This is a genomic window from Microlunatus sp. M237 (genome assembly GCF_056896895.1).
The window spans coordinates 490,107-515,079 of the sequence record NZ_JBXHBL010000001.1 but is presented as its reverse complement, the minus strand read 5'-3'; the positions used below and the strand labels follow the sequence as shown (position 1 = coordinate 515,079).

The window sequence follows — 24,973 nt, the reverse complement described above, 5'->3', positions numbered from 1 at the left end:
GTCGGGTCAGGCCGGCAGCCGGTAGGTGGTGTCCGGGGTCAGCTCGGCGGTGTCCATCTGCGCCTTCTGCAGTCGGCCGGAGTAGTCCCAGTTGACCGACTGCCAGCGGGTGAACTGGTCCAGCACCCAGATGCCGGACTGGCGCGAACCGTTGCCGGACTTGCCGTTGCCGCCGAAGGGGAGATGGGCCTCCGCGCCGGAGGTGGAGTTGTTGATCGACACCATGCCGGCCCCGATCTGGTCGCGGAAGGTGAAGGCGTCCTTGGCGACGGTGGTGTAGATGGCTGACGACAGCCCGTAGCCGGGCGCGTTGGCCAGGTCGATGGCTGAGGCCAGATCGGTGTAGGTGGTGATGCCGACGATGGGTCCGAAGGTCTCTTCGCGAAACAGGTCGTCATCGCGGCGTACGCCGTCCACCACCACCGGGTGATAGAAGAGTCCCGCTGCCGGGTCGCCGACGAAGCCAGCGCGCGGGTTGTCGGCGGTGATCCGGCCACGGGCGGTGAGCACGGTGTGGTGCGGCTGGATCCAGCCGAGGTAGTCCTCGTAGCGGTCGGCGAACTTCTGGTCCAGCATCGGCCCCATCAGCACCGCCTCCTGAGGGTCCCCGACCGGGGCCGCGGCCACGGCACGGGTGAACCGGGCGACGAACTCGTCGTGCAGCGACTCGTGCACGATCACGGTGCCCAGCGACGTACACCGCTGACCGCCGGTGCCGAAGCCGGAGAACAGGGCACCCTCGACGGCCAGGTCCAGGTCGGCGCTGGGGGTGATGACCAGCGGGTTCTTGCCGCCGAGCTCCAGGCACGCGGTCTGCAGATGGCGCCCGGTCAGTGCCCCGATGTCACGGCCCACGGGGGAGGAGCCGGTGAACCCGACCTTGTCCACGAACCCCGACTCCAGCGCCTGCTCCAGGCCGGCGAAGGTGGCTGCACCGTCGGCGTGGACGATGTTGAAGACCCCGTCCGGCAGGCCGCCGCCCCGGACGAAGAGCTCGTGGAACGCCGCGGACACCACTGCGGAGTACTCGGCAGGTTTCCAGACGACGGTGTTGCCGGCCAGCAGCGCGGGCACGATGTACCACGACGGGACGGCGACGGGGAAGTTGCCGGCCGTGATCACCGCGACCGTGCCGACGGGCTTGCGGAAGGTGAACAGCTGCTTGTCCGGCATCTCGCTCGGCACCGTCTGGCCGTAGAGCCGGCGGCCCTCACCCAGGAAGAAGTCGCAGGTGTCGACGATCTCGCGCACCTCGCCGAGCGCCTCGGCGTAGGGCTTGCCGATCTCGGCGGTGACCAGCCGGGCCAGCGCCTCGGCGTTGTCCTCGACCAGCCGGCCGATGTGGGCGATGGCCCGGCCGCGTACCGGTGCGGGCACGGCCGCCCACGCCGCCTGAGCCTTGGCGGCCGACTCGGCGGCGTGCACGAAGGTCCCGGCGTCGGCGAAGGACACCTCGCCGACGGGCTCGGCCAGCCGCGACGGGTTGGTGCTGGTCACCGTCCGGACGCCGGGAATGGCTGATCCGTTGACGATGGACGTGACGGTGGTGCTCACGGGCGGTGCTCCTGGATGGTCGGGGTGGCGAGGCTGGCGTGGACGCGGGCGACGGAGCGGCCGACGGCGGCTACACCTTCGTCGATCTCATCCTTGCTCACCGACAGGGCGGGACGGAACCGGAGGGCCCGTGCACCGCAGCCGAGAGCGAGGACGTGCTCCTGCTCGCGCAGGTCGGCCAGCACCGCGGCGCGGAAGTCGGCACTGGGCAGATCGATCGCGACCATCAGACCACGTCCGCGGATGTTCTGGATCAGGTCGGCGCCGTCACCCGCCGTGGCGGCGGCGATCCTCCGCAGCCTGGCGAGGAAGTGCTCGCCCTTGGCTGCGGCCTGCTCGATCAGTCCCTCGGCCTCGATGATCTCGAGCAGACGCCGGGAGCGGACCATGTCGGCCAGGCCACCGCCCCAGGTGGAGTTGATCCGCCCGGAGACCGCGAAGACGTTGTCGCGGACCTCGTCCACCCGGCCACCGGCCATCACACCGCCGACCTGCACCTTCTTGGCGAACGCGACGATGTCGGGGATGACGCCGAGCTGCTGGTAGGCCCAGGCTGACCCCGTGGTGCCCGCGCCCGTCTGGACCTCATCGAAGATGACGAGCGCGTCGTGCGCATGGACGATGTCGCGGGCCGCGGCGAAGAACTCAGCCCGGATGTGGTTGTCGCCGCCCTCGCCCTGGATCGGCTCGGCGAGAAAGGCGGCGATGTCATGCGGGTGGTCGGCGAAGGCCTGACGGAGCTGCGCCAGGGCCTGCTCCTCCGCGGCGACCACCTCGTCGAGATGGTCGGCCAGCGGGTGCACGACGGCGGGTACGTCGATCCGGGGCCATCCGAACTGGGGGAACCGGTCGGTCTTGCCGGGCTCGGTGTTGGTGAGCGACAACGTGTAGCCGCTGCGGCCGTGGAAGGCGCGGGTCAGGTGGACGATCTTGGTCCCCAGACGGCGGTCCCGGCCGGCCGCTTCGTTGTGCCGGCTCTTCCAGTCGAAGGCCACCTTGAGGGCGTTCTCCACGGCCAGGGCACCGCCTTCGACGAAGAACAGGTGGGGAAGCGCGGGGTCGCCGAGCACCCGGACGAACGTCGCCACGAACTCCGCGTAGACGGTGGAGTACATGTCGGGGTTGGCCGGCTTGTTGGCCGCGGCCTGGCCCAGCTCGGCCATGAACGTCGGGTCGTCGACCAGCCCCGGCGGGTTGCAACCCAGCGGGGCGGAGGCGAAGAACGTGTAGAGGTCGAGATAGCGCTGCCCGGTGCGGGCGTCGACCAGTCTGCTGCCCTGGCTGCGCTTGAGGTCGACGACGAGCTTGAACCCGTCAGTGAGTACGGACCGAGCCAGCACCTCGTGCACCTCGGACGGATGGACCTGGATGTGTTCGGCCACGGCGATCTCCTCTCTGTGACGTGACCGGACGATATCTCGCTTCCGAGAGAATACGCAATAGAACTTACGGCGAATCAGATCTAATGCGACGAAATCTATGCCAGACGGACGATGGGCGGGGTGGCGGTGATGGCGGTCGGGCGGCTCGCGGACCCGGGTGGCTACCGTTGGTGCATGCCCGACCCGTCGCCACAGCCCGAGCCGAGCCCGACGACGTACGATCTGGTCGTTCTCGGCGGCGGTCTGGCCGGTGGCCTGATCGCGCTGGCGCTGGCCGAGCGCCGGCCCGACCTCCGTGTCGCGGTGGTCGAGCAGGACCGGATCGGCGGCAACCACATCTGGTCCCACTTCCGTGCCGACGTCGCCGTCGATGACGACTGGCTGGTTGAGCCGCTGATCACCAATCGGTGGGACACCTACGACGTCGCCTTCCCCCGGGTACGCCGCGAGCTCCGAGCGTCGTATCGCACGGTGACCTCCGAGCGGCTGGAGTCGGTGCTGCACGAGCGGCTGCCGGCTGACGCGTTCATCACCGGCCGGGTGGACGAGGCCACGCCCTCGTTGGTGACCCTGGCAGACGGGCGACGTCTGCAGACCCGGGCGGTTCTCGACGCTCGCGGGCCGGGAGACGTCGCCACCCTTGAGCTCGGCTATCAGAAGTTCGTCGGGCAGTTGTTACGCACCCGGAAGCCGCACGGCGTCGTCCGGCCGATGGTGATGGATGCAACGGTCGAGCAGCATGACGGGTATCGGTTCGTCTACCTGCTGCCGATGGGGCCCGAGGAGATCTTCGTCGAGGACACCTACTACAGCGATGGAGCCGAGCTGGACCATGCGTCACTGATGATCCGGATCGCGGCGTACGCCCAAGGCCGCGGGTGGGACGTGATCGAGGTGGAGCGCAGCGAGAGCGGTGTTCTCCCGGTGGTGATCGATGGTGATTTCCAAGCATACTGGAGATCCACGGGGGAGAGTCTGGCCAAGGCCGGGATGCGAGCCGGACTGTTCCATCCGACGACTGGCTATTCCTTTCCGGACTCGGTGCGACTGGCGACGATGATCGCGAATGAAGTTGATCTTGATCACCCGAACCTGCTGCGACTGACCCGCGATCATGCTGAGCGGACCTGGGCCGGGCGTCGCTACTATCGCCTGCTGAACACCATGATGTTCCAGGCGGCGACGCCGGAGGATCGATATCAGGTGCTGCAGCACTTCTATCGGCTGGACGACGATCTGGTGCACCGGTTCTATGCGGCGCGCTCGACCAAGCGCGATCAGCTTCGGGTGCTGTCGGGCAAGCCGCCGGTGCCGGTGAGTCGCGCTGTGCGCGCTGTGCTGCACCAGGCGCTGCGGCGCCCGAGCTGAGGTGTGTGGCGCTGATGCCGTCGGCGGTGGTTTCGGGCACGATGACGATCTAGGACTTCATCCCTTGGTGTTCTGCCCGGCTGGATCTGGGTCTCGGCCCGACGAACGCGTCTCGGATCGAGAGGTGGTTGCGGGAGGGTTCGGGTGGATCGTGACTAGGGCAGGTTCGGGCGGGGTGCGTGGCGCATCGCGGTGATCGCATGGTGGAGCTCATTGGGCGTCGATCCGACGGTGCCGAGGATGGAGGCGACCACGTCGCTGAAACCGCCAGTGTCGACGGGCAGCCGATCGACGCCTGGTACGAGCGCCTTCTCGTTGGTGACCCAGTGGCCGGCGAGAGCATGCCAGCCGTGCGCCGTGATCATGGCCGCGGTCACCAGGCAGAGCGTGACGTAGGCAACGTCCGGGGCGTTGGCGCCCTTCTTTGCTCCATCGAGCAGAAAGTCCACCTGCCACATGTTTTGGAGCAGGGCGATCCGCAACGCCTCGGGGTAAGGCGATACCTGTTCAGCGAGCTCGGCGAGAATCGCGTCGTCGTCGCGGAGCCGGACACAGGTAGCGACCTCACCCGCGTAGGAGATGTCCAGGAACCCCAGCGGGTGGCCGGGTTGCGGGTGGAAGCTGAACTCTCCGCGGCGCGCTCGTTGGCATTGCTCGGCGACCCGGCGGCGGTCGCGGAAGATCCAGTCCACCGCAGTCCCATCGAGGGTGAGCCACGCACCGCCGTCGACCCACGGTCCCCAGCCGCCGGGCGACGTGACCGGCACGGGTTCGCCAGCCCATCGAGCGGCGAGATCCTCTAGCGCGTCACGATCGAGGTCCTCCTCGTAGTAGATACCGAGGTCGAAGTCTGAGTCCGGGCGATGCGTGCCGCGGGCACGGCTCCCGCCGAGAGCCACGGCACGTACGCCCCTCACGCCGCACAAGTCACCAGCCATCGCCTGCAGGCGGTCGTCGTCGAGCACATCCCAGAGCCTATGCCGCCTCGAGGCACCAGGTGGTCGTCGCGGCCGTAGCTCGGCAGCGCAAGATTTCTCTGAAGAAGTGCGCCGGAGGTATTGTTATCGAACAGGTGTTCGAATAATATGAGGTATGGCTGCGATCGGGGGATCGGACAACGAGTCGGACACGACTCCCGCGGTGCATGCCCTGACGGAGCTGTCGGGAGCGCTGGACCGGCTGATCGCTGCGCTGGGCTCGGGTGGGTTGGATCAGTTGGATGATCCGGACCTGCTGCGGTTCGCCGTCGACCTGGAACGGGTCCGGAACCGGATGTCGGTGGTGGATCACCGGCTGGTGTCGGATCTGGACGAGCGGCAGGTCGCCGATCAGCTGAATGCCCGCACCACCAAAGCACTGCTGGTGCAGCTGTTGCGGGTGTCCGATGGTGAGGCGGGACGGCGGGTCCGGGCCGCCCGGACGTTGGGCGCTCACCGGACCATGCAGGGGATGGAGATCGAACCGGCGCATCCGGTCCTGGCCGCCGCCCAGGATGGGGGTGAAGTCAGTGCCGAGCAGGTTGACATCATCGAGCGAGCGTTGGAGCAGCTCGACCATCCCGCCTACGACCCGTCGGTGGTGGTGGAGGCTGAGGCGGAGCTGACCGGGTACGCCCGTACGTTCGCCCCACGTGATCTGCGGCTGATCGCGACGAAGCTGGTCGAGGCCTACGACCCCGACGGATCAGTGCCCAACGAGCAACTCCAGCAAGACCGGCGGCATCTGCGCCTCGTCGCCGGCAGGGATGGCAGCTGGGTGCTGGAGGGCCGGTTGACTGGCGACACAGGGGCGGCGTTGTGGGCTGTGCTGTCACCGCTGGCCAAACCACGAGTGGATGGCACTGGGGCGGCGAACCCGACGGTGGATGCGCGGACGCATGGGCAGCGGCTGCATGACGCTTTGGCCGACCTCACCGGCCGAGCCCTACGCGCCGGTGGGCTGCCCGACACCGGCGGCACCCCGGCCACGGTGATCGTCACCATCAGCGCCGACGACCTGCTGCACCGCACCGGCCACGCGGAAACCAGCACCAACACCCTGCTCACCCCGACCCAACTCCTCACGTTGGCCGGGGAAGCAGAGATCATCCCCACCCTGCTGAGCGCCACCGGTGAACCACTCACCCTGGGTCGAACTCGGCGGATCGCCACCCGCACCCAGACGTATGCATTGATCGCCCGCGACGGTGGCTGCTCCTTTCCCGGCTGCGACCACCCACCGGAATGGTGCGACCGGCACCACCTCATCCCCTGGATCGACGGCGGCCCCACCGATGTGGCTAACCTGACGTTGTTGTGTCGCTACCACCACACCCACTTCGAACAACGTGGCTGGACCTGCACCCTCAACCCTGACGGGCTACCAGCGTGGACCCCTCCCCGGTGGGCCGACCCCAGCCAGATCCCCATGATCAACAACCGCATCCGACGACGACACCTCAACCGGACGATCGAACGACAACACCGGCCGCGGGGGAGTGAGCGGGCCGCGGCCGCGACAGCCGTGCAGATGCTGGTCGATGCCTGAGCGCCGCGCGCCTTGTGCGCCAACGATCTTGATGTCGCTCAGTCACCGGACCTATCGACCAGGGCTGGATCGCGATCGTCGGCGTCCGGCAACCGCGGGCGTACCTGACCGTGGGGTGCCGTCATCAGTTGACGGCCCCGAAGTCTGGTCAGACTCCGAGGATGTCGCTCATCTCGGCCAGCAGCTGATCGAGCATCGCTCCGGCGGCGGCCCGCGCGGCCAGCAGGTCCTGGCTCTGGTCGACCGGGATCCGGGCTTCGAGATAGCACTTCAGCTTCGGCTCGGTACCCGATGGGCGGACGACGACCTTGATCGCCGAGGAGCGCAACAACACCCCGTCGGTCGGCGGCAGCTCCGGCGTACCGTCGGCGAGGTCCGTGACTGTCACGGCCTGTCCCAGCAAGGTGGCGGGAGGCTGGTACCGCAGGCGCCGCATGGCGTCGGCGATGAGCGTCAGATCCTGCACCCGTACGGACAGCTGGTCGGTGGCGTGCACGCCGTAGCGGCGGGCGATGGCGTCCAACCGGTCGGCGACCGTCTTCCCGTCCGCCTTCAGCGCCGCGGCGAGCACGAGAATCCGCACCAGGGCAGAGATCCCGTCCTTGTCGGGAACTGCCGCGGGGTCGCAGCAGTAGCCAATGGCCTCCTCATAGCCGAACGCCAGACCGGGCACCCGGCCGATCCACTTGAAGCCGGTCAGCGTCGCCGTGAAGGGCTGACCGTGTGCCTTCGCCATGGCGCTCAGCAAGGAGCTGGAGACGATGGAGCAGGCGTACGTCCCGGCCACCCCCCGGCGCAGCGCGTCGTCACCGAGCAGGGCACCCAGCTCATCGCCGGTCAGCATCCGCCACCGGCCGCCGATCGGCGCCGCCACAGCGCACCGGTCGGCGTCGGGGTCGTTGGCGATGACCAGATCGGCACCGAGCTCCTCGGCCTGGGCCAGGGCGAGGTCGATGGCGCCCGGTTCTTCGGGGTTCGGGAACGCGACGGTGGGGAAGTCGGGGTCGGGCTCGGCCTGCGCGGCCACGATGCTGGGAGCAGCGAAGCCGGTCCGCTCGATCGCCGCGGCCACCACCGCTGCGCCGACGCCGTGCAGGGGCGTGTAGACCCAGGACAGCTCCCGCGGGTCGGAGGGCCCGACCAGCGAGGCGATCCGGTCGAGATAGCCCTCGACCAGCTCGCCGCCCAGCAGGCGGTAGTCCTGCGAGCGCGGTACCTCCGACAGCGACGAGGCGGCCACCGCGTCGATCCGCGCAGCGATCTCGACGTCGGCCGGCGGGACGATCTGGGACCCGTCGCCGAGATAGACCTTGTAGCCGTTGTCCTGCGGTGGGTTGTGCGACGCCGTCACCACGACGCCCGCCACGCAGTCGAGATGGCCGATCCCGAAGGCCACCACCGGGGTCGGGACCGGGGCAGCGGTGAGCAGCGCCTGGAACCCCGCCGCCGCCAGGATCTCCGCGGTATCGCGGGCGAAGACGTCGGACAGGTGTCGAGCGTCATAGCCGATCACCACCCGTCCACCGGTGAGACCTTCGTCGCTCAGATAGGTGGCGAGTCCCGCGGCCGCCTGGCCGACCACGACCCGGTTCATCCGGTTCGGACCCGGACCGAGCGCGCCACGCAGCCCAGCGGTGCCGAACGCGAGCCGCCCGGCGAAGCAGTCGATCACCTCGGCGGCGGCCTCGTCGTCCCCGGCCTCGGCCCGACTGGTCAGCTCGACCAGCTGCTGGGTGGTCGCAGGGTCGGGATCCTGCTCACGCCACGCCGCCACCTGGGCGTGCAGCTCCGTGGACAGCCGCGGGCCCGACTGCGGCATCACAGCACACCGGCCAGGCCACTCATCAGGGCGATCAGGCGGGGTGCCGCCGCCGTTCCCGCCTCGATCACCTCCGTGTGCGACAACGGCTCGGGGGAGATGCCGGCGGCCAGGTTGGTGACCAGCGAGATGCCGAGCACCTCCATCCCCGCCTCGCGTGCCGCGATCGTCTCCAGCGTGGTCGACATGCCGACCAGGTCGCCACCCAGCACGCCGGCCATCCGCACCTCGGCCGGCGTTTCGTAGTTCGGTCCGTGGAACTGGACGTAGACGCCCTCGGGCAGGTCCGGCGAGACCGTTCGGGCCAGGTCCCGCAACCGGCCGGCGTACGCATCGGTGAGGTCGACGAAGGTCGCCCCGACCAGCGGGCTGACTCCGGTCAAGTTGATGTGGTCGCGGATCAGCACCGGCGTGCCCGGTCCCCACGCGGGGTTCAGCCCGCCGCAGCCGTTGGTCAGCACCAGGGTGCGAGCCCCGGCGGCCGCCGCCGTTCGGACCCCATGCACCACAGCGGCGACCCCGCGACCCTCATAGAAGTGGGTCCGGCCGGTGAAGATGGCGGCGATCTTGTCGTTCGGCGTACGGACCAGCCGTAGGGCGCCACCGTGACCGACGACCACCGGAGCCGAGAATCCCGGCAGCTCAGCCAGCTGGCACTCGCCGATCAGCTCGCCGAGGGCGTCGCTGGCCGCGGACCAGCCGGATCCGAGCACGAACGCCACATCGACGCTCGGGACGTCGAATCGCTGGAGCAGAGCGGCTCCGGCGTCGCCCGCAAGCGCGTAGGGGGAGGTGGGCACGTCGACAGGTGTGGTCACACCGGCACTATAAGCGCCCCACCTGCGGCGGGCGCTGTCGTCGGGCGCCGGCGCCAGGCCTCACCAGCCGCTGTTACAGCTCCGCGACCGCAGCTCGGCCAGATAGTCGTCCGGGGCGCCGGCGGCCTCGGCGGCGTCGGCCAGCAGCCCGAGGGTACGTGCGCTGGGCAGGCCACCCTCGAAGTCGTTGAGGACGTAGACCCAGCAGGACTCCTCGCCGTCCAGGGTCTTCACCCGCACCCGAACCTTGGAATAGAGCCCGGTATCGGCGCTCTCCCAGGTGTCGAGGGCTGCCTCGTCGGCACCGGTGACGTCGTAGAGAGCGACGAAGACGTGCGAGTCGGGGTCCTCGACCAGGGTCGGCAGAGCGCCGTCGAAACCTTCGCCGCCGAAGGTGATGCGCCAGCCGGTCAGCCAGCCGGTGCCCCGCAGCGGAGAGTGCGGACAGCGCGCGGCCATCTGCTGAGGGTCGAGGTTGCTTCCGTACGCGGCATAGAGCACACAGGCGAGGGTACCGGTCGTCCCGTGGAAGAATGAGGCGTGTGACTCGCGTAGTGATCGTCGGTGGTGGCCCCGGAGGGTACGAGGCAGCGCTGGTGGGCAGCCAGCTCGGCGGCGACGTGACCCTGATCCAGTCCGGAGGGCTCGGCGGGTCCGCTGTGTTGACTGACTGCGTCCCGTCGAAGACCTTGATCGCCACCGCTGAGGTGATGAGCGAGGTGAAGCGATCCGGGGTGCTCGGGCTTCGGTTCGGTCCCTCCAACGAGCGGTCCGCGGAGTCCAACGTGCAGATCGACCTGGCGGCGGTCAACGCCCGGGTGCTGGCACTGGCCGAGGCCCAGTCGGTCGACGTCGGCGCCCAGCTGGAGCGCGAGAACGTCCGGGTGATCAAGGGTCGCGGCAGCCTGGACGGGCCCGAGCGGGTGGTGGTCGAAACCGAGACCGGCGTGGAGACACTCGACGCCGACGTGGTCCTGCTCAGCACCGGTGCGCACCCGCGGATCCTGCCCGACTGCGTCCCCGACGGTGAGCGCATCCTCACCTGGACGCAGGTCTACCAGCTCGACGAGCTGCCGGAACGACTGATCGTCGTCGGGTCCGGCGTCACCGGGGCGGAGTTCGCCAGCGCCTACGACGCCATCGGCGCCGAGGTGGTGCTGGTGTCCTCGCGCGACCGCGTCCTGCCCGGCGAGGACGCCGACGCCGCCCAGGTGCTGGAAGACGTGTTCAAGCGGCGGGGGATGACAGTCATGTCCCGCTCCCGCGCCCAGTCGGTGGTCCGCAACGGCGACGAGGTGCTGGTCACCCTGACCGACGGGCGTACCGTCACCGGCTCACACTGCCTGCTCGCCCTCGGCTCGATCCCGAACACCTCCGGCCTCAACCTGGCCGAGTCCGGCGTCAAGCTGGACGACCGCGGGTTCATCGAGGTGGACCGGGTGTCGCGCACGTCCGCGCGAGGGGTGTACGCCTCCGGCGACTGCACCGGAGTGTTGATGCTGGCGTCGGTGGCCGCCATGCAAGGCCGGATCGCCATGTGGCACTCACTCGGCGACGCTGTCGCACCGCTCGACCAGCGCCGGGTGTCGTCCAACATCTTCACCGCGCCCGAGATCGCGACGGTGGGCTGCACCCAGAACCAGGTGGACTCCGGCGAGGTCCGCGCCGTCAGCGTCACGCTCCAGCTCAAGGGAAACCCGCGGGCCAAGATGCGCGGGATCCGGGACGGCTTCGTCAAGCTCTTCTGTCTGCCCGCGACCGGCATCGTGGTCGGCGGCGTGATCGTGTCACCCCGGGCCAGCGAGCTCATCTACGCGGTGGCCATCGCGGTCGCTGAGCGTCTCACAGTCGACCAGGTGGCCGGGTCGTTCACGGTCTACCCGTCGCTGACCGGCTCGATCGCCGAGGCGGCCCGACGCCTGCACGGGCACAGCGTTGACCAGCTCGTTCGACCCTGAGGTCGTCGACGACCAGATCGGGGCCGTCGCCGACCTGATCAACGACCGCGGCTGGGTCGCCCTGACCGGGGCCGGGCTCTCCACCGACAGCGGCATACCCGACTACCGCGGGCCGACGTCGATCAGAGCCACCCCGATGCAGTTCAGCGAGTTCGTGGGGTCCCGCACCGCGCAGCAGCGCTACTGGGCGCGGTCCTATCTCGGCTGGCGCCAGATCGGCACCGCGGCACCCAACGCGGGACACCGGGCTCTGGCCGCATTGCAGACCCAGAGTCTGCACGGCGTCATCACCCAGAACGTCGACGGTCTGCACCAGCTCGCCGGCAGCCGAACGGTGATCAACCTGCACGGCGACATCGCCGTGGTCGTCTGTCTGGACTGCCGGACGCGGTGCTCGCGGGCCCGGGTCCAGGAGCGGCTGGCTGCGGCGAACCCCCAGATCGGGGCAGCCCCGCTGCTCGAGCACGCCGAGCTGCGACCCGACGGCGATGCGGTGGTGGACGACTACCACGACTTCGTCCTGGCCGATTGCGAGGTGTGCGGCGGACCGCTGAAGCCTGACGTGGTGTTCTTCGGCGAGTCGGTACCCAGGCCGCGGGTGAGGGCTTGCTATGACCTGGTCGACTCGGCCGCCGTGCTGGTCGTCGCGGGGTCGTCGCTGACCGTCATGTCGGGGCTACGGTTCGTCCGGCACCAGTGGAAGAAGCAGCTGCCAGTGGTGATCATCAACCGCGGAGCGACCCGGGGTGACGAGTTCGCCACCCAGAAGATCGACGCGGGCTGCTCCGAGACCCTGACGGCGCTGGCACGCCGCTGCGGTGTGGTGGAGAACCGGCTCGGCTGACCAGCCTCAGTCGAAGAGGTCGCCGAACATGTCGCCGATGCCTTCGCCCATGCCCTCAAGGCCGTCGCCGAGGCCCTCGAACATCCCGCCGACGCCTTCGCCGATGCCGCCGAACATGTTGCCCATGCCGCCGAACAGGAAGCCACCGACCAGCGCACCGGTCATCAGGTCACTACCGCGCCAGCGGCTGTAGTAGCCCTGGGCCCAGGGTGCGTACGCCTGGCCACCCTCCCAGTACGGCACCCGCTGGGCGCCGACCTGGACAGTGCGGATGTAGGGGTCGGCGCCGGCGAGGACCCGCTCGGCGTCGGCCGGGCAGGCGGGCACGGCGCGGGCGACGCCACCGGCCGGGGCCCAATCCACGTCCTGGGAGGACGGGCCGTGGGCCGGGTTGAAGAAGCAGGGCGGACGCTTGGCCGGCAACGGGGCCTTGGCGATCCGGGCCTTGACACAGGCCACCGCATAGCGGCCGTCCTCAAGGATCTCGGTGACGTGCTTGATCTCGTCGGGTTTGCGGACCGCGTCGAGCGACGTCTTGGCGTTCTCGTACGCATCCAGGGCCCGCTGGTAGTCCTGCTGCATCATCTCGTCCAGCGAGTGGCCCGCGACGTCGGAGTCGAGGCGCTGCAGCTCCTCACCGAACTTGGTGACGTCCTCGTCCGCGGCGCGCTTGGAGACCGAGAGCTGGTTGTCCAGCTCGGCCTGCTGCGCCAGCTCACGCGTACGCGTGGCACGGCGGGTGTACAGCATCGCGCCGCCACCCACGACGGCCAGGACCAACAGAAGTACGAACCACTCACCCATGTGATGAAGTCTGCCTCGCGTTAGCAAGGATCGACCGGGCAGCGGTCAGTTCTTAGGCGCTTTTTGGTTCCCATGGGCGCGAGCTGACCGGTCAGGCATCGACGATCTCGCAGAGCACCAGACCGCTGGTCACCGTGGCCCCCACCTCGGCGGTGAGCCCGGAGACGATGCCGTTCCGGTGGGCGGTCAGGGGCTGCTCCATCTTCATCGCCTCGAGCACCACCACCAGGTCTCCGGCGGCGACCGCGTCACCGTCGGCCACGGCGACCTTCACGATGGTGCCCTGCATCGGCGAGGTCAGGGCATTGCCGGACGGGGCCTTGGCGCCGGTGGCGCCGGACGTACGCCGGGCCGGCTTCTTGGCCGCGGCGCCGTTGCCACCGCCGACGACCCCCAGCTGGGCCGGGATCACCACCTCGAGCCGCTTGCCGTTGACCTCCACCACGACGGTGCTCTTCTGCAGCTCTTCTGGGGCGTCGCCGCTGGGACCGGCGTACGGCGGGAGGTCGCCGCTGAACTCAGTCTCGATCCAGCGGGTGTGGACGCCGAAATGCCCGTCGGCGGCGGTGAAGGCCGGGTCGTTCAGGACGGCCCGGTGGAACGGCACGACCGTCGGCATCCCTTCGACCACCAGCTCGGCGAGCGCGCGCCGCGAGCGGGCCAGCGCCTGGTCTCGGTCGGCGCCGGTGACGATGACCTTGGCGACCAGCGAGTCGAAGCTGCCGGGCACGGTCATCCCGGTCAGATAGCCCTCGTCGACCCGCACCCCGGGGCCGGCCGGGGCGCGCCACGCGGTCAGCGTGCCGGGGGCGGGCATGAAGTTGCGGCCCGGATCCTCGGCGTTGATCCGGAACTCGATCGAGTGCCCGGACGTGACCGGGTCGTCGTAGCCGAGCTCCTCGCCGTCGGCGATGCGGAACATCTCCCGCACCAGGTCCAGCCCGGTGACCTGCTCGGAGACGGGGTGCTCCACCTGGAGCCGGGTGTTGACCTCGAGGAAGGAGATGGTGCCGTCCAGACCGACCAGGAACTCGCAGGTGCCGGCGCCGACGTACCCCGCCTCCCGCAGGATCGCTTTGGAGGAGACATACAGCTCACTGACCTGGGCGTCGGTCAGGAACGGCGCGGGTGCCTCCTCGACCAGCTTCTGGTGCCGCCGCTGCAGCGAGCAGTCACGGGTGGAGACGACCACCACGTTGCCGTGCGCGTCGGCCAGGCACTGGGTCTCGACGTGGCGTGGCTTGTCCAGGTAGCGCTCGACGAAGCACTCACCCCGACCGAAGGCGGTGACCGCCTCCCGGGTGGCGGACTCGAACAGCTCGGGGATCTCTGCCATCGTGCGAGCCACCTTGAGCCCGCGACCGCCGCCGCCGAAGGCCGCCTTGATGGCGATCGGCAGTCCGTACTGCTCAGCGAACGTGACCACCTCGGCGGCGTCGGCCACCGGGTCGGCGGTGCCGGGGACCAGCGGGGCGCCGACCTTCTGGGCGATGTGGCGGGCTCTCACCTTGTCGCCGAGGCTCTCGATCGCCGCCGGCGGGGGACCGATCCAGGTCAGACCTGCGTCGATGACCGCTCGGGCGAAGTCGGCATTCTCGGCCAGGAAGCCATAACCGGGATGGACGGCGTCGGCACCCGACTTGACGGCCACTTCGAGGATCTTGGCCACGTCGAGATAGGTCGCTGCCGGGGTGGCGCCACCGAGCGCGTACGCCTCGTCGGCGAGCTGGACGAACAAGGAGTCGGCGTCCGCGTCGGCGTAGACCGCGACACTGGCGAGCGAGGCGTCGGCGGCGGCCCGGATCACCCGGACGGCGATCTCGCCGCGGTTCGCTACCAGTACCTTGCGAATTCCCACTGTTCCTCCATCAGGCGACGTCCGGCGCGACCGCGCCGGCTAGGAGTCTAGTGATTTTGCGCCCGGCCGCACGCCCGGCCAGGCGTCGCGGACCGCTCAGTCGAGGCTCTCCACGCGGAGCCGTACCCGCTGTCCCGGTCGCAGCTGGGCGGCCTGATCGCAGGCGGCCTCGGTCAGCACCGCGATCACGGGGTAGCCGCCGGTGACCGGGTGGTCGGACCCGAACAGCAGTGGCTGACCCGACGCCGGCACCTGCACCGCCCCGCGGAGCACGCCCTCCGACGGCAGCTCGCCACCGACGACGCGCTCCAGCGCCGGGCCGGCCAGGCGGACCGCGACCCGGTCGGAGTCGGCGGTCACCTCCCAGGCGGTGCTGAGCAGTTGCTGCCAGGCTGCGGCGGAGAACCAGTCCCGGCGGGGACCCGGCGTCAGTGCCAGCGACGACGGCTGTGGCCGGGGCAGCGTCTGCTCGACCCCCGGCATCGGGTGCGCCGGCGTACCCACCGGCAGTCGGTCGCCGGCCGCCAACGGCGCCGGACCGAGATCGGCGAGCGTGTCGGTCGACCGGCTACCGAGCACCGGCTCGACGTCGAGGCCGCCGCGGACGGCCAGATAGCTGCGCAGACCGGTGTGCGGCGGACGGATGCTCAGCCGCTGGCCCGGCGCCAGCCAGATCACGGTGTGCGAGGCGGTGGCGGTCGAGTCGACGCGGAGCTCGGCCGCCGCCCCGGTCACGGTCACCCAGCAGCCGCTCTCGGCCCGGACGCTCAGCCCACCCAGGACGACCTCGATCGCGGCGGCGCCCTCGTCGTTGCCGAGCAGGCGGTTGGCCAGCCGCAGCGCCGCCCGGTCGGCGGCGCCCGACGGCGACACCCCGAGCCGGCTGTGCCCGGGCCGGCCGAGGTCTTGGAGGAGGGCGCGTGGACCGGTCGACTCGACCACGATGGCGCCGGCGCTGCTCACCCGGTCGGCCGATGCCGGTCGGATCCGGCGCGGTCGACGAACCGGACACCGGTGCCGGGGGTGAGCAGAGCCGGTGGGCTCTGGTCCAGGTCCCACAGCCGTGCCGTGGTCCGTCCGATCAGCTGCCACCCGCCGGGGCCTTGCCGGGGGTAGACCCCGGAGAACCGGTCAGCCAGGCCGACCGCACCGGCCGGCACCCTGGTTCGCGGGGTGGAGCGGCGAGGGACGACCAGCTCGTCGCTGGGGCACACCAGATAGCCGAACCCGGGGGCGAAGCCGCAGAAGGCGACGGTCCAGTCCTGGCCGGTATGCAGAGCGACCACCTCGGCCGGTGTCCGCCCCAAGTGCTCGGCCACCGTCGCCAGGTCCTCCCCGTCGTAGTCCACCTCGATGACCACCGGTGCTGCCCGGGTGGCCGACAGTCCCGCGTCCGCGTCGGCGCCGCCGTCGGCATGGCGGAGCAGCTCGCGGGTGGCGGCGCTGAGCGGGCGGTGGAGCCGGATCAGCACGGTACGGGCACCGGGGATGATCTCGGCGATCTCGGCCGGTGGCGCCGCCGAGGAGGTCAGTGTCCGCTGCAGCGCCAGACTGTCGGCCAGGTCCGGGCACTCGACCAGGACGCCATGCTCGCCGTACGGCAGCAGCCGGCGCGGGGGCCGCATCGCCATCACCCGGTCAGCCGATGGAGCCGGGCTCATGCGACTCGACCTCGGTGGTCGGCGTGGGGTCACCGACGAAGGGCGCCAGCTGGAAGCCGGCCTCGACCAGCGCCGACCGGACCGCCCCAGCCATGGCGACGGCGCCCGGGGAGTCGCCGTGGGTGCAGAACGAGTCCGCCACCCGGCGCCGCGCGGCTTCGACCGCCCGTCCGGCGGCCACCTGCGGGTCGTCGATCAGCGCGTCTGGCTTACGCCGGTCGACCAGCCGTCCGTCGGTGGTGTAGTTGCGGTCGACGAAATATTCGGTCACCGTGCGCAGGCCGGCCCGGTCAGCCAGCCGCAGCAGGGTGGAGCCGGGCAGTCCGAGCACCGGCAGGGTCGGGTCGTACGCCACCACGGCGGCGACGACCGCAGCGGCCTGGGCGTCGTGGTCGACGACGGTGTTGTAGAGCGCGCCGTGCGGCTTGAGATAGCTCACCCGGCCGCCGGCGGCCCGCGCCAAGCCATCCAGCGCGCCCATCTGATAGATCACGTCAGCGGTCAGGTCGGCCGGACTGACATCGAGGAACCGGCGGCCGAAGCCGGCCAGGTCGCGATAGCCGACCTGGGCGCCGATCCGGACACCGGCGGCCACGGCCGCGCGACAGGTGGTGAGAAGAGTGGTGGGGTCCCCGGCGTGGAAGCCGCAGGCCACATTGGCACTGGTGATCAGTCCGATCATGGTCTGGTCGTCGCCCAGCGACCACCGTCCGAACGACTCGCCGAGATCGGCGTTCAGGTCCAGCGCCATGGCAGCAGTCTGGCGTACCGGCGCCGGAGACGGTCGTCGGTACGCCAGATCCCGCGGTAAGTCCCCGGCGCGCCGTCTGGCTAGCGCTCCTCGCGGAAGTCGACGTGACGGCGGACGACGGGATCGAACTTGCGCAGCACGACGCGGTCCGGGTCGTTGCGACGGCTCTTCTGGGTGACGTAGGTGAACCCGGTCCCGGCGGTGGACCGCAGCTGAATGACGGGGCGGAGGTCGTTACGGCGACTCATGCGCTTCTCCTTGAAAACGAGTTGGTGAACATGACAATCATATTCATTAATTCGTCCCGCCCGAGTCCGGTCTGAGCGACGTCGAACAGCTGCCGTCGCCGGGTCCGACCCCAGCACCCGGCGCGAGTATCCTCTGGTCGGCGTCGAGGTGTCCTCGGCGAACCATCCCTTCTCACCGGTCGAGGGCGCACGCCGTCGCCGGAAGCGGGAAGGGGCGAACGCCGCTACGGAAAGGGGCGCCCTGCGTGAGTGATGTCGTCTCGATCGTTCTGCTCACCTCGCTGGACGCCGTGGCCCGGCAGTCGGCGGCGATCGGGCTGCTGCTGGACCTGCCCAGCGCCGTCGTGGTGACCCACGATCTGGTGTCCGACCTCGGCCACGGCGGGGGTGTGCGGCGGATCGTCACCGACCGGAGCGGTGTGCTGTCCGACGACACCAACGCCTTGGAGCACACCTGCCTCAGCTGCACGGTGCGGGAGGACATCGTCCCGACGCTACGGATGCTGGTGGCGTCCGGCCGCTGGACCTCGATCGTGCTCGCGCTGCCACTGACCGCGGAGCCGGAGCCGGTGGCGTACCACGTCAACGACGCCATCGCCCGCGGCGAGCTCGACGGTGCGCGACTCAGCTGCGTGGTCAGTCTGGTCGATCTGGACACCTTGGAGCAGGACCTGGTCGGGCACGACCTGCTCGCCGAGCGGGGCATGGGACTCGGGTTGGTCGAGCGTCGCTCGGTGGGGGAGACGCTCGCCGCGCAGGTCGAGTTCGCCGACGTGGTGGTCGCCGTGGAGGAGGGCAGTGCCGCCGCCACCACACTGCTGCGGCACGTCGTCTCGGCCACCAGCCAGCTGCACATCGGCTGGAACGAGGTGGCAGCGGCCGCACTGGTCGAGCGATGGCACGACAGCGCGGTGGCGCACCGCCGCGTCGATCCGCTCTGGGCCACGTCGACCGGAGAGCCTGCGCGGGACGGGGTCTGGACGCTGGATCTTCGGTCCACCCGTCCGCTGCACCCCACGCGTCTGCTCGAGCAGATCGAGCGGCTCGGCGGTGGCCGGACGCGCGCGCGTGGGCACTTCTGGTTGCCGTCGCGACCGGGAAAGGTCTGCGTCTGGGACGGCTGCGGTGGCCAGCTGAGCATCGGTGATCGGGGACCGTGGGGCGATCGGCAGCCGGAGACCCGGCTGGTGATCACCGGCGTGGATGCGGCGGACCGGCGCCGGATCGCTGCCTCCTTCGATGAGGTGCTGCTGACGCCGGCCGAGCTGACGGCAGCCGACAGCTGGGTCGGTACCGACGATGGCCTCGGCCCGTGGTTGGGCGCCACGACCTCCGCCAGCTGAGTGGAGGCTTGATTTCGTGCCCGACGTGCTGCAACGCGGCTAAGGTGGGCGGGTGGACCCTGACCCAGAGATCCATCCCGTCCCCGATGGCAAAGACTGGACCTGGACGCTCGAGCGTCGCTGTGATGAGTGCGGCCTCGCGGCCGGCCGGGTGCCGGTCGAGGAGATCGGCGACCGAGCCGAGGTGGCGGCGTCGGAGTGGGTGCAGATCCTCACCTCCAGCCCGGGGGTGACGTTGCGTCCGTTCCCGGTCGTCTGGTCACCGCTCGAGTACGGTGCCCACGTCCGCGACGTCTACCGGCTTTTCGACGCGCGGCTCGCCATGATGCTGGTGCAGGACAACCCGGTCTTCGACAACTGGGACCAGGACGAGACGGCGGTGACCGAGCGCTACGCCGAGCAGGACCCGGACCTGGTGGCCGACGAGCTCGCCGCAGCGGCGACGGCCTTCGCCGCCCGGCTGCGTGGACTCACCGAGGATCAGTTGCAGCGACCCGGTCGACGCTCCGGCGGCGCCATGTTCACCGTCACCACGCTCGCCCAGTATTTCCTGCATGACGTGGTGCACCATCTCTGGGACGTGACCGCTCAGCGCGAGGACGACCAGAGCTAGCCCGCCGGCGCGTCGACCCGCAGCTGCGCGAGGTCGGTCCGGCACCGGCGTTCCAGCCCGTCCAGCTCGGCCAGCGCTTCCTCGAGGTCGCGCCGCTTGGCCTCCAGATCGGCCCGCCGGCGTTCGATGTCCCGCAGCAGGTATTCCAGCTGCCCCGCCTCGCCGGGCGTCTCGTCGTACATGTCGATCACCCGCGCGATCTCCTCCAGACTGAATCCCAGGCGCTTGCCCCGCAGGATCAGCTGCAACCGGACGCGGTCGCGCGGATGGAACACCCGAGCCTGCCCGTCCCGCTGGGGGGACAGCAAGCCCTTGTCCTCATAGAAGCGGATGGTCCGCAGGGTGGTGCCGAACTCCTCGGCCAGCTCGCCGATCGTCCAGGTGCGTGTGGTCATGCGGTCCTCGGGTCGCAACGGATGTCCAGATCGTACCTTACGTTGACGTAAACGTAAGGTAGGCTCGGTCGCGTCGATGACGACGAGAGGACAGCCATGACTGGCACGTTCGAGCTGGGCGAGGACCACCGTGATCTCCGGGCGGCGGTGGCGGAGTTCGCGGCGGAGCAGCTGGCCCCGCATGTCGCCCACTGGGACGCCGAGCACCTGCTGTCGCTCGAGGCGGTGGCGAAGATGGGCGAGCTCGGCCTGTTCGGTCTCAATGCGCCACCGGAGTACGGCGGTGCCGGCGACTTCACCGGGCTCTGCGTCGCGATCGAGGAGATCGGCAAGGTCGACCAGTCACTCGGCATCACCCTCGAGGCGGCCGTCGGGCTCGGCATCAATCCGATCGCGTCGTTCGGAACGGCTGCCCAGCAGGAGCGCTTCCTGCCGGACCTGATCGCCGGCCGCGCCCTGGCGGCCTTCGGGCTCACCGAGGCCGAGGCCGGCTCGGACGCCGGCGCCACCCGGACCACGGCACGCCTCGCCGACGGCTGCTGGGTGGTCAACGGCAGCAAGCAGTTCATCACCAACTCCGGCACCGGACTCACCTCGGTGATCACCGTCACCGCGCGGACCGGCACCCGTCCGGACGGCAGGCCGGAGATCTCCGCCATCCTGATGCCGCAGGGCACGCCCGGGCTGGTCGTGGAGAAGGCGTACGCCAAGCTCGGCTGGCGGGCCTCCGACACCCACCCGCTGACCTTCGCCGACGCCCGGGTGGACGCCGACGCGCTGCTGGGCGAACGCGGCCACGGCTTCGCTCAGCTGTTGGCCATCCTCGACGACGGTCGGGTGGCCATTGCCGCCCTGGCGCTCGGCTGCATCCGGGCCTGTCTCGAGCTGGCCCGGGCGTACGCCCTGGAGCGGACCACCTTCGGTGCTCCGATCGGTGGCCGGCAGGCGGTCGCGTTCAAGATCGCCGACCTCGACGTGATGGCGCGTACGGCGCACCTGCTGGTCTACTCCGCCGCGGCGATGAAGGATGCCGGCGCCGAGCCGGCCGCATTCACCCGGGCCGCGGCCATCGCGAAGCTCTACGCCACCGAATCCGCGGTGACGGCCACCCGGATCGCCACCCAGGTCTTCGGCGGCTACGGGTTCATGGAGGAATACCCGGTCGCCCGGTTCTACCGCGATGCCAAGATCCTGGAGATCGGTGAGGGTACCTCCGAGGTGCAGCGCCTGCTGATCGCCCGCGGCCTCGGACTGCCGGTCTCGTGACCGCACCGGAACAGCCGTCGCCCACCGGCCGCGCTCCGATCGACGCGATCCGGGCCGCCAGGGTGGCCACCGAGCGGCCGGCCGCGCGCGCGGCAGCCAAGCTGGCGGCGGCCGGCAAGCTCTACGTCCGTGACCGGGTGGACCTGCTGTTCGACCCGGGCAGCTTCGTGGAGGACGGCCGGTTGGCCAATGCCTTGGCGGGGGACCTGCCGGCTGACGGCGTCGTCACCGGTCGCGGGCTGGTCGACGGCCGGGCCGCGTTGGTGGTCGCCAACGACCCCGGCGTGAAGGCCGGATCATGGGGTGCCCGGACGGTGGAGAAGATCATCCGCATCACCGAGATCGCGATCCGGGACGAGCTGCCGGTCTTCTGGTTCGTCGACTCCGCGGGCGCCCGGATCACCGATCAGGTCGACTTGTTCCCCGGTCGCCGCGGGGCGGGCCGCATCTTCGCCAACCAGGTTGCCCTGTCGGGCAAGGTGCCCCAGATCTGCTGCCTGTTCGGCCCGAGCGCGGCCGGTGGGGCGTACATCCCGGCGTTCTGCGATCTGGTGATCATGGTCGAGGCGAACGCCTCGATGTATCTCGGGTCACCACGGATGGCCGAGATGGTGGTGGGGGAGAAGGTCAGCCTGGAGGAGATGGGCGGCGCCCGGATGCACGCCAGCGTGTCCGGCTGCGGCGACCAGCTGGCCACCGATGATGCCGACGCCATCGAGCAGGCGAAGACGTACTTCTCCTATCTGCCGACGAGCTGGCGGACCGAGGGACCGATCTATTCCGCGACGCCACCGGCGAGATCGTTCAGCGACGACCTGGTACCGACGGCGGACGCAGCCGGCTATGACATCCACGCGGTGGTGGAGGCGATCCTCGACGCCGACAGCTTCTTCGAGATCAAGCCCTTGTTCGCACCCGAGATCGTCGTCGGCCTGGGACTGCTCGAGGGCCACCCGATCGGAATCGTGGCCAGTCAGCCCGCGGTCAAGGGCGGGGTGCTGTTCGTCGACTCGGCCGACAAGGCAGCGCGGTTCATCTGGCTCTGTGACGCGTTCAACACCCCACTGCTCTATCTGGTCGACGTCCCGGGGTTCATGATCGGCAGCGCGGTGGAGCGGCAGGGGATCATCCGCCACGGAGCCAAGATGATCACTGCGGTGGCCGAAGCCACGGTGCCGACCATCTCGCTGATCCTGCGCAAGGCCTACGGTGCGGGGCTGTATGCCATGGCCGGACCGGGCTTCGCCCCGGACGCCTGCCTGGCCCTGCCGACCGCCTCCATCGCGGTGATGGGTCCCCAGGCCGCGGTGAACGCGGTCTACGCCAACAAGCTGGCCGAGATCACCGACCCGGCGCAGCGGGCGGAGCGGGAGCAGGAGCTGCGAACCGCGTACGAGGCTGACATCGACCTGCTCGGCCTGGCGGCCGACCTGGTGGTGGACGCCGTGGTGGAACCCGGCGAGGTGCGCGAGCAGCTGGTGGCCCGGTTCGCTGCCGCGGCGACCAAGGACCGGCACTTCTCCAGCCGGCGGCACGGGGTGCCCCCGGTCTGACCCGGCGGCGGTGCGGGCGCCGTGCTCAGACCACGTCGGTGACGTACCCCGACGTCGAGACCCATGGCCACAGCGTAGGTGTCTCGCGGGGCCTCCCCGCGGCAGGATCCCGGGACGCCTGATTAAGATAAGGTTTGCCTAACCTACTTACTCAGGAGCCCTGGATGTCCTTCACCCGCCGACGGCTGCTCGCCGTGTCCGCCGCCGCAGCCACCGGCCTTGCCACCGGCTGTTCCGCCTCGTCCTCGGCCGAGGGCGAGTCCTCGCCGTCCACCGCCGACGCCACCTTCCCCGTCACCATCAAGCACACCTTCGGGGAGGCTGTCATCCCCGCCGCGCCGACCCGGGTGCTGACCTGGGGCTACGGCAGCGCCGACGCGGTGCTCGCCCTCGGCGTGGTGCCGGTAGCCATCCCGGTCCAGGCCTACGGTGGCGACGAGCAGGGTCTGCTGCCCTGGATCGCTGAGAAGCTCACCGCCCTGGGCGCCGAGACACCCACGATGCTGAGCAACCCCGACGGGGCGGCGGTCCCGTTCGAGGAGATCGCCAAGGCGGCCCCCGACGTGATCTTGGCTCCGTACTCCGGCATCACCGCGGAGGACTACGCCAAGCTCGAGAAGATCGCCCCTACCGTCGCATACCCGGACCAGGCCTGGGCCACGCCGTGGCGTGACGTGGTGACCATGGTCGGCGCCGCTCTGGGCAAGAAGGTCGAGGCGGAGAAGCTGCTGGCTGACAGTGACGCCGTGGTCTCGCAGAAGGCGGCCGAGCACCCCGAGCTGGCGGGCAAGACCGTGGCCGCGGTGGCCGACATGGCCGGCACCTTCTACGTCTATCGGGAGGCTGACCCACGGGCTGAGTTCCTCACCGACCTCGGGATGGTGACGGCGCCCAGCGTGGAGGAGCTCTCCACCGACGAGTCGACGTTCTACTACACCCTCAGCCACGAACAGCTCGACAAGCTGACCAGCGACGTGCTCGTGGTGTACGCCCCGTCGCAGGCCGAGCTGGACAGGTTCCTCGGCCAGCCGTATGCGAAGGCGATGCCACAGGTCGCCGCCAAGGCGTACGCGCCGGTGGTCGGGGAGGAGAAGGTCACCGCGGTGTCGCCGCCGACCATCTTGTCGATCACCTGGACGTTGGACGAGTTCGCCACCGCGCTGTCCACCGCCGCCAAGGCCTCGGGCTAGCCGCTCGTGGTCCACCCGGCGCGTCGCCCCGGCGCGTCGGGTGGGCGCACCGATCGGGGGGCACCGGTCGGGGGCAGCGGTCAGCCGCGAGCTGTCGACGGGTCCTCACCGGTGCGGAGCAGTCGCAGGTGCTCGACCCGGCGGGTCACGTCGAACCGGCCAACCGCCGAGGCGACGTCGGCTAGGGAGCGCGCTGCGGCGTTGCTCAGAGTGGCAGCTTGCGGAACAGCGGACGGGGCACGTGGCGCAGTCCCGACATCACCGCACGCATCGGGGCCGGCACCCAGATCACGTCCCGCTTCTCCTTGACCGCGGCCACGGTGGCCTCGGCCACCTGCTCCGGCGTCACCGCCAGCGGGGCCGCGTCCAGGCCCTCGGTCATCTTGGAGTGGACGAAGCCGGGACGCACCACGAGCACGCTGACCCCGGTGCCGCGCAACGCCTCGCCCAGGCCGAGGAAGAACCCGTCCATCCCGGCCTTGGTCGAGCCGTAGACGAAGTTGGACCGCCGGACGCGTTCGCCGGCGACACTGGACAAGGCCACGATCCGGCCGTGCGACTGCCGCTGCATCCGGTTGGACAGCAGCACCCCCAGATGGACCGGGGCCACGTAGTTGACCTCGGCGAGCTCCACCGCCAGTGCCGGGTCATGCCAGGCCGCCTCGGCGTCACCGAGCAGCCCGAACGCCACCACCGCAACGTCGATGTCGCCGCCGGCGAAAGCCTGCTCGATACAGGCTTCCCGCGAGGCGGCGTCTCGACCTTCGAGGTCGACCTCCTCAACGGTGCAGCCGGCCGTGGTCAGCTCGGCCGCGGCAGCGCTGCGCCGCTCACCCGGCCGAGCGGCCAGCACGACCCGCAGCGGGCGGACGGCGGCGTAGCGTCGCGCGATGGCCAGCGCGATGTCGGAGGTGCCGCCGAGCAGCAGCAGGGACTGCGGGGCGCCGAGGGCGTCGATCATGCTTCTCCTTCGTGTGCGGCCGAGGCCGCGTTCGGTGCGGCAAGCCGCGTGCCCGCCACCC

The 24,973-nt window shown here is 70.2% G+C and carries 23 protein-coding genes; 9 read left to right on the top strand and 14 right to left on the bottom strand.

What is annotated here, in order from left to right; translation table 11 throughout:
* Positions 1–6 precede the first annotated feature (6 nt).
* Both AC1XX3_RS02390 and lat read right to left on the bottom strand, forming a co-directional pair.
* Entirely contained in the window at positions 7–1,554 is a 1,548-nt protein-coding gene (locus AC1XX3_RS02390; RefSeq protein WP_483319474.1) for an aldehyde dehydrogenase family protein, read from the bottom strand.
* Positions 1,551–2,936: an L-lysine 6-transaminase gene (lat, locus tag AC1XX3_RS02385; protein WP_483319473.1), complete on the bottom strand. Its 1,386-nt coding sequence runs from the start codon at positions 2,934–2,936 to the stop codon at positions 1,551–1,553. Before lat ends, AC1XX3_RS02390 begins: the two co-directional genes overlap by 4 nt.
* A 174-nt stretch (positions 2,937–3,110) precedes the next feature.
* On the opposite strand from lat, the gene crtY reads away from it, so the two are divergent.
* Positions 3,111–4,304 (top strand): lycopene beta-cyclase CrtY, encoded by a 1,194-nt coding sequence (gene crtY / locus AC1XX3_RS02380; RefSeq protein ID WP_483319472.1) that lies wholly within the window; start codon positions 3,111–3,113, stop codon positions 4,302–4,304.
* Positions 4,305–4,459: 155 nt separating this feature from the next.
* Here crtY and AC1XX3_RS02375 read toward each other — a convergent pair whose 3' ends face one another.
* Positions 4,460–5,269, bottom strand: a complete 810-nt coding sequence (locus AC1XX3_RS02375) for a nucleotidyltransferase domain-containing protein (protein ID WP_483319471.1) — start codon at positions 5,267–5,269, stop codon at positions 4,460–4,462.
* Positions 5,270–5,396: 127 nt separating this feature from the next.
* On the opposite strand from AC1XX3_RS02375, the gene AC1XX3_RS02370 reads away from it, so the two are divergent.
* Entirely contained in the window at positions 5,397–6,830 is a 1,434-nt protein-coding gene (locus AC1XX3_RS02370) for an HNH endonuclease signature motif containing protein (RefSeq protein WP_483319470.1), read from the top strand.
* A gap of 148 nt (positions 6,831–6,978) precedes the next feature.
* Here AC1XX3_RS02370 and AC1XX3_RS02365 read toward each other — a convergent pair whose 3' ends face one another.
* From AC1XX3_RS02365 to AC1XX3_RS02355, 3 genes are read right to left on the bottom strand one after another with little or no spacing between them, the layout of a single operon-like run.
* On the bottom strand, positions 6,979–8,649 hold the full coding sequence (locus tag AC1XX3_RS02365; protein WP_483319469.1) for a phospho-sugar mutase: 1,671 nt from the start codon (positions 8,647–8,649) through the stop codon (positions 6,979–6,981).
* Positions 8,649–9,467 carry a purine-nucleoside phosphorylase gene (locus tag AC1XX3_RS02360; protein WP_483319468.1) on the bottom strand — a complete coding sequence of 273 codons (819 nt, stop codon included), beginning with the start codon at positions 9,465–9,467 and terminating at the stop codon, positions 8,649–8,651. The genes AC1XX3_RS02365 and AC1XX3_RS02360 overlap by 1 nt, the downstream gene beginning before the upstream one ends.
* 60 nt (positions 9,468–9,527) lie before the next feature.
* Positions 9,528–9,968 carry a gamma-glutamylcyclotransferase family protein gene (locus AC1XX3_RS02355; protein WP_483319467.1) on the bottom strand — a complete coding sequence of 147 codons (441 nt, stop codon included), beginning with the start codon at positions 9,966–9,968 and terminating at the stop codon, positions 9,528–9,530.
* 41 nt (positions 9,969–10,009) lie between these two features.
* On the opposite strand from AC1XX3_RS02355, the gene AC1XX3_RS02350 reads away from it, so the two are divergent.
* Together AC1XX3_RS02350 and AC1XX3_RS02345 are read left to right on the top strand one after the other, a co-directional pair.
* A complete protein-coding gene (locus tag AC1XX3_RS02350) occupies positions 10,010–11,425 on the top strand; it encodes an NAD(P)H-quinone dehydrogenase (protein WP_483319466.1) in 1,416 nt (471 codons plus the stop codon).
* Positions 11,403–12,269 (top strand): NAD-dependent protein deacetylase, encoded by an 867-nt coding sequence (locus AC1XX3_RS02345; protein WP_483319465.1) that lies wholly within the window; start codon positions 11,403–11,405, stop codon positions 12,267–12,269. The genes AC1XX3_RS02350 and AC1XX3_RS02345 overlap by 23 nt, the downstream gene beginning before the upstream one ends.
* Positions 12,270–12,275: 6 nt before the next feature.
* Here the strand turns inward: AC1XX3_RS02345 and AC1XX3_RS02340 are convergent, their stop codons facing one another.
* The 6 genes from AC1XX3_RS02340 to rpmG all read right to left on the bottom strand — a co-directional run bounded on the left by AC1XX3_RS02340 (position 12,276) and on the right by rpmG (position 17,591).
* Positions 12,276–13,073: a hypothetical protein gene (locus AC1XX3_RS02340; RefSeq protein ID WP_483319464.1), complete on the bottom strand. Its 798-nt coding sequence runs from the start codon at positions 13,071–13,073 to the stop codon at positions 12,276–12,278.
* A 91-nt stretch (positions 13,074–13,164) separates the two neighbouring features.
* The gene (locus AC1XX3_RS02335; protein WP_483319463.1) at positions 13,165–14,931 is read right to left on the bottom strand and encodes an acetyl-CoA carboxylase biotin carboxylase subunit; all 1,767 of its coding nucleotides are present in this window, start codon (positions 14,929–14,931) and stop codon (positions 13,165–13,167) included.
* Between the two features lie 96 nt (positions 14,932–15,027).
* Complete coding sequence (locus tag AC1XX3_RS02330) at positions 15,028–15,894, bottom strand: 5-oxoprolinase subunit C family protein (RefSeq protein WP_483319462.1); 867 nt, start codon at positions 15,892–15,894, stop codon at positions 15,028–15,030.
* Positions 15,891–16,592 carry a 5-oxoprolinase subunit B family protein gene (locus tag AC1XX3_RS02325; protein WP_483319461.1) on the bottom strand — a complete coding sequence of 234 codons (702 nt, stop codon included), beginning with the start codon at positions 16,590–16,592 and terminating at the stop codon, positions 15,891–15,893. Before AC1XX3_RS02325 ends, AC1XX3_RS02330 begins: the two co-directional genes overlap by 4 nt.
* Positions 16,570–17,343 carry a LamB/YcsF family protein gene (locus AC1XX3_RS02320; RefSeq protein ID WP_483319460.1) on the bottom strand — a complete coding sequence of 258 codons (774 nt, stop codon included), beginning with the start codon at positions 17,341–17,343 and terminating at the stop codon, positions 16,570–16,572. Before AC1XX3_RS02320 ends, AC1XX3_RS02325 begins: the two co-directional genes overlap by 23 nt.
* Before the next feature lie 80 nt (positions 17,344–17,423).
* Entirely contained in the window at positions 17,424–17,591 is a 168-nt protein-coding gene (rpmG, locus tag AC1XX3_RS02315) for a 50S ribosomal protein L33 (RefSeq protein WP_483319459.1), read from the bottom strand.
* A gap of 245 nt (positions 17,592–17,836) precedes the next feature.
* Between rpmG and AC1XX3_RS02310 the strand changes: the two genes are divergently transcribed.
* Both AC1XX3_RS02310 and AC1XX3_RS02305 read left to right on the top strand, forming a co-directional pair.
* The gene (locus AC1XX3_RS02310) at positions 17,837–18,934 is read left to right on the top strand and encodes a CobW family GTP-binding protein (protein ID WP_483319458.1); all 1,098 of its coding nucleotides are present in this window, start codon (positions 17,837–17,839) and stop codon (positions 18,932–18,934) included.
* A 52-nt stretch (positions 18,935–18,986) separates the two neighbouring features.
* Positions 18,987–19,547 carry a DinB family protein gene (locus AC1XX3_RS02305; protein ID WP_483319457.1) on the top strand — a complete coding sequence of 187 codons (561 nt, stop codon included), beginning with the start codon at positions 18,987–18,989 and terminating at the stop codon, positions 19,545–19,547.
* Here the strand turns inward: AC1XX3_RS02305 and AC1XX3_RS02300 are convergent.
* Positions 19,544–19,942 (bottom strand): MerR family transcriptional regulator, encoded by a 399-nt coding sequence (locus AC1XX3_RS02300; RefSeq protein ID WP_483319456.1) that lies wholly within the window; start codon positions 19,940–19,942, stop codon positions 19,544–19,546. The two genes, AC1XX3_RS02305 and AC1XX3_RS02300, sit on opposite strands and share 4 nt — an antisense overlap.
* Positions 19,943–20,038: 96 nt before the next feature.
* On the opposite strand from AC1XX3_RS02300, the gene AC1XX3_RS02295 reads away from it, so the two are divergent.
* From AC1XX3_RS02295 to AC1XX3_RS02285, 3 genes are all read left to right on the top strand, one after another.
* On the top strand, positions 20,039–21,208 hold the full coding sequence (locus AC1XX3_RS02295; RefSeq protein WP_483319455.1) for an acyl-CoA dehydrogenase family protein: 1,170 nt from the start codon (positions 20,039–20,041) through the stop codon (positions 21,206–21,208).
* Positions 21,205–22,761: an acyl-CoA carboxylase subunit beta gene (locus AC1XX3_RS02290; RefSeq protein ID WP_483319454.1), complete on the top strand. Its 1,557-nt coding sequence runs from the start codon at positions 21,205–21,207 to the stop codon at positions 22,759–22,761. The genes AC1XX3_RS02295 and AC1XX3_RS02290 overlap by 4 nt, the downstream gene beginning before the upstream one ends.
* A 164-nt stretch (positions 22,762–22,925) precedes the next feature.
* Positions 22,926–23,951 carry an iron-siderophore ABC transporter substrate-binding protein gene (locus AC1XX3_RS02285; RefSeq protein ID WP_483319453.1) on the top strand — a complete coding sequence of 342 codons (1,026 nt, stop codon included), beginning with the start codon at positions 22,926–22,928 and terminating at the stop codon, positions 23,949–23,951.
* A gap of 205 nt (positions 23,952–24,156) precedes the next feature.
* Here AC1XX3_RS02285 and dprE2 read toward each other — a convergent pair whose 3' ends face one another.
* A complete protein-coding gene (gene dprE2 / locus AC1XX3_RS02280) occupies positions 24,157–24,912 on the bottom strand; it encodes a decaprenylphospho-beta-D-erythro-pentofuranosid-2-ulose 2-reductase (RefSeq protein WP_483319452.1) in 756 nt (251 codons plus the stop codon).
* Between the last annotated feature and the right edge of the window lie 61 nt (positions 24,913–24,973).

Excerpts from the sequence above, each read along its gene's own strand:
- crtY (WP_483319472.1), top strand. The coding sequence starts at position 3,111 with ATGCCCGACCCGTCGCCACAGCCCGAGCCGAGCCCGACGACGTACGAT.
- AC1XX3_RS02370 (WP_483319470.1), top strand. The coding sequence starts at position 5,397 with ATGGCTGCGATCGGGGGATCGGACAACGAGTCGGACACGACTCCCGCG.
- AC1XX3_RS02365 (WP_483319469.1), bottom strand. The coding sequence starts at position 8,649 with ATGCCGCAGTCGGGCCCGCGGCTGTCCACGGAGCTGCACGCCCAGGTG.
- AC1XX3_RS02340 (WP_483319464.1), bottom strand. The coding sequence starts at position 13,073 with ATGGGTGAGTGGTTCGTACTTCTGTTGGTCCTGGCCGTCGTGGGTGGC.
- AC1XX3_RS02325 (WP_483319461.1), bottom strand. The coding sequence starts at position 16,592 with ATGAGCCCGGCTCCATCGGCTGACCGGGTGATGGCGATGCGGCCCCCG.
- AC1XX3_RS02320 (WP_483319460.1), bottom strand. The coding sequence starts at position 17,343 with ATGGCGCTGGACCTGAACGCCGATCTCGGCGAGTCGTTCGGACGGTGG.
- rpmG (WP_483319459.1), bottom strand. The coding sequence starts at position 17,591 with ATGAGTCGCCGTAACGACCTCCGCCCCGTCATTCAGCTGCGGTCCACC.
- AC1XX3_RS02300 (WP_483319456.1), bottom strand. The coding sequence starts at position 19,942 with ATGACCACACGCACCTGGACGATCGGCGAGCTGGCCGAGGAGTTCGGC.
- AC1XX3_RS02295 (WP_483319455.1), top strand. The coding sequence starts at position 20,039 with ATGACTGGCACGTTCGAGCTGGGCGAGGACCACCGTGATCTCCGGGCG.
- AC1XX3_RS02285 (WP_483319453.1), top strand. The coding sequence starts at position 22,926 with ATGTCCTTCACCCGCCGACGGCTGCTCGCCGTGTCCGCCGCCGCAGCC.
- dprE2 (WP_483319452.1), bottom strand. The coding sequence starts at position 24,912 with ATGATCGACGCCCTCGGCGCCCCGCAGTCCCTGCTGCTGCTCGGCGGC.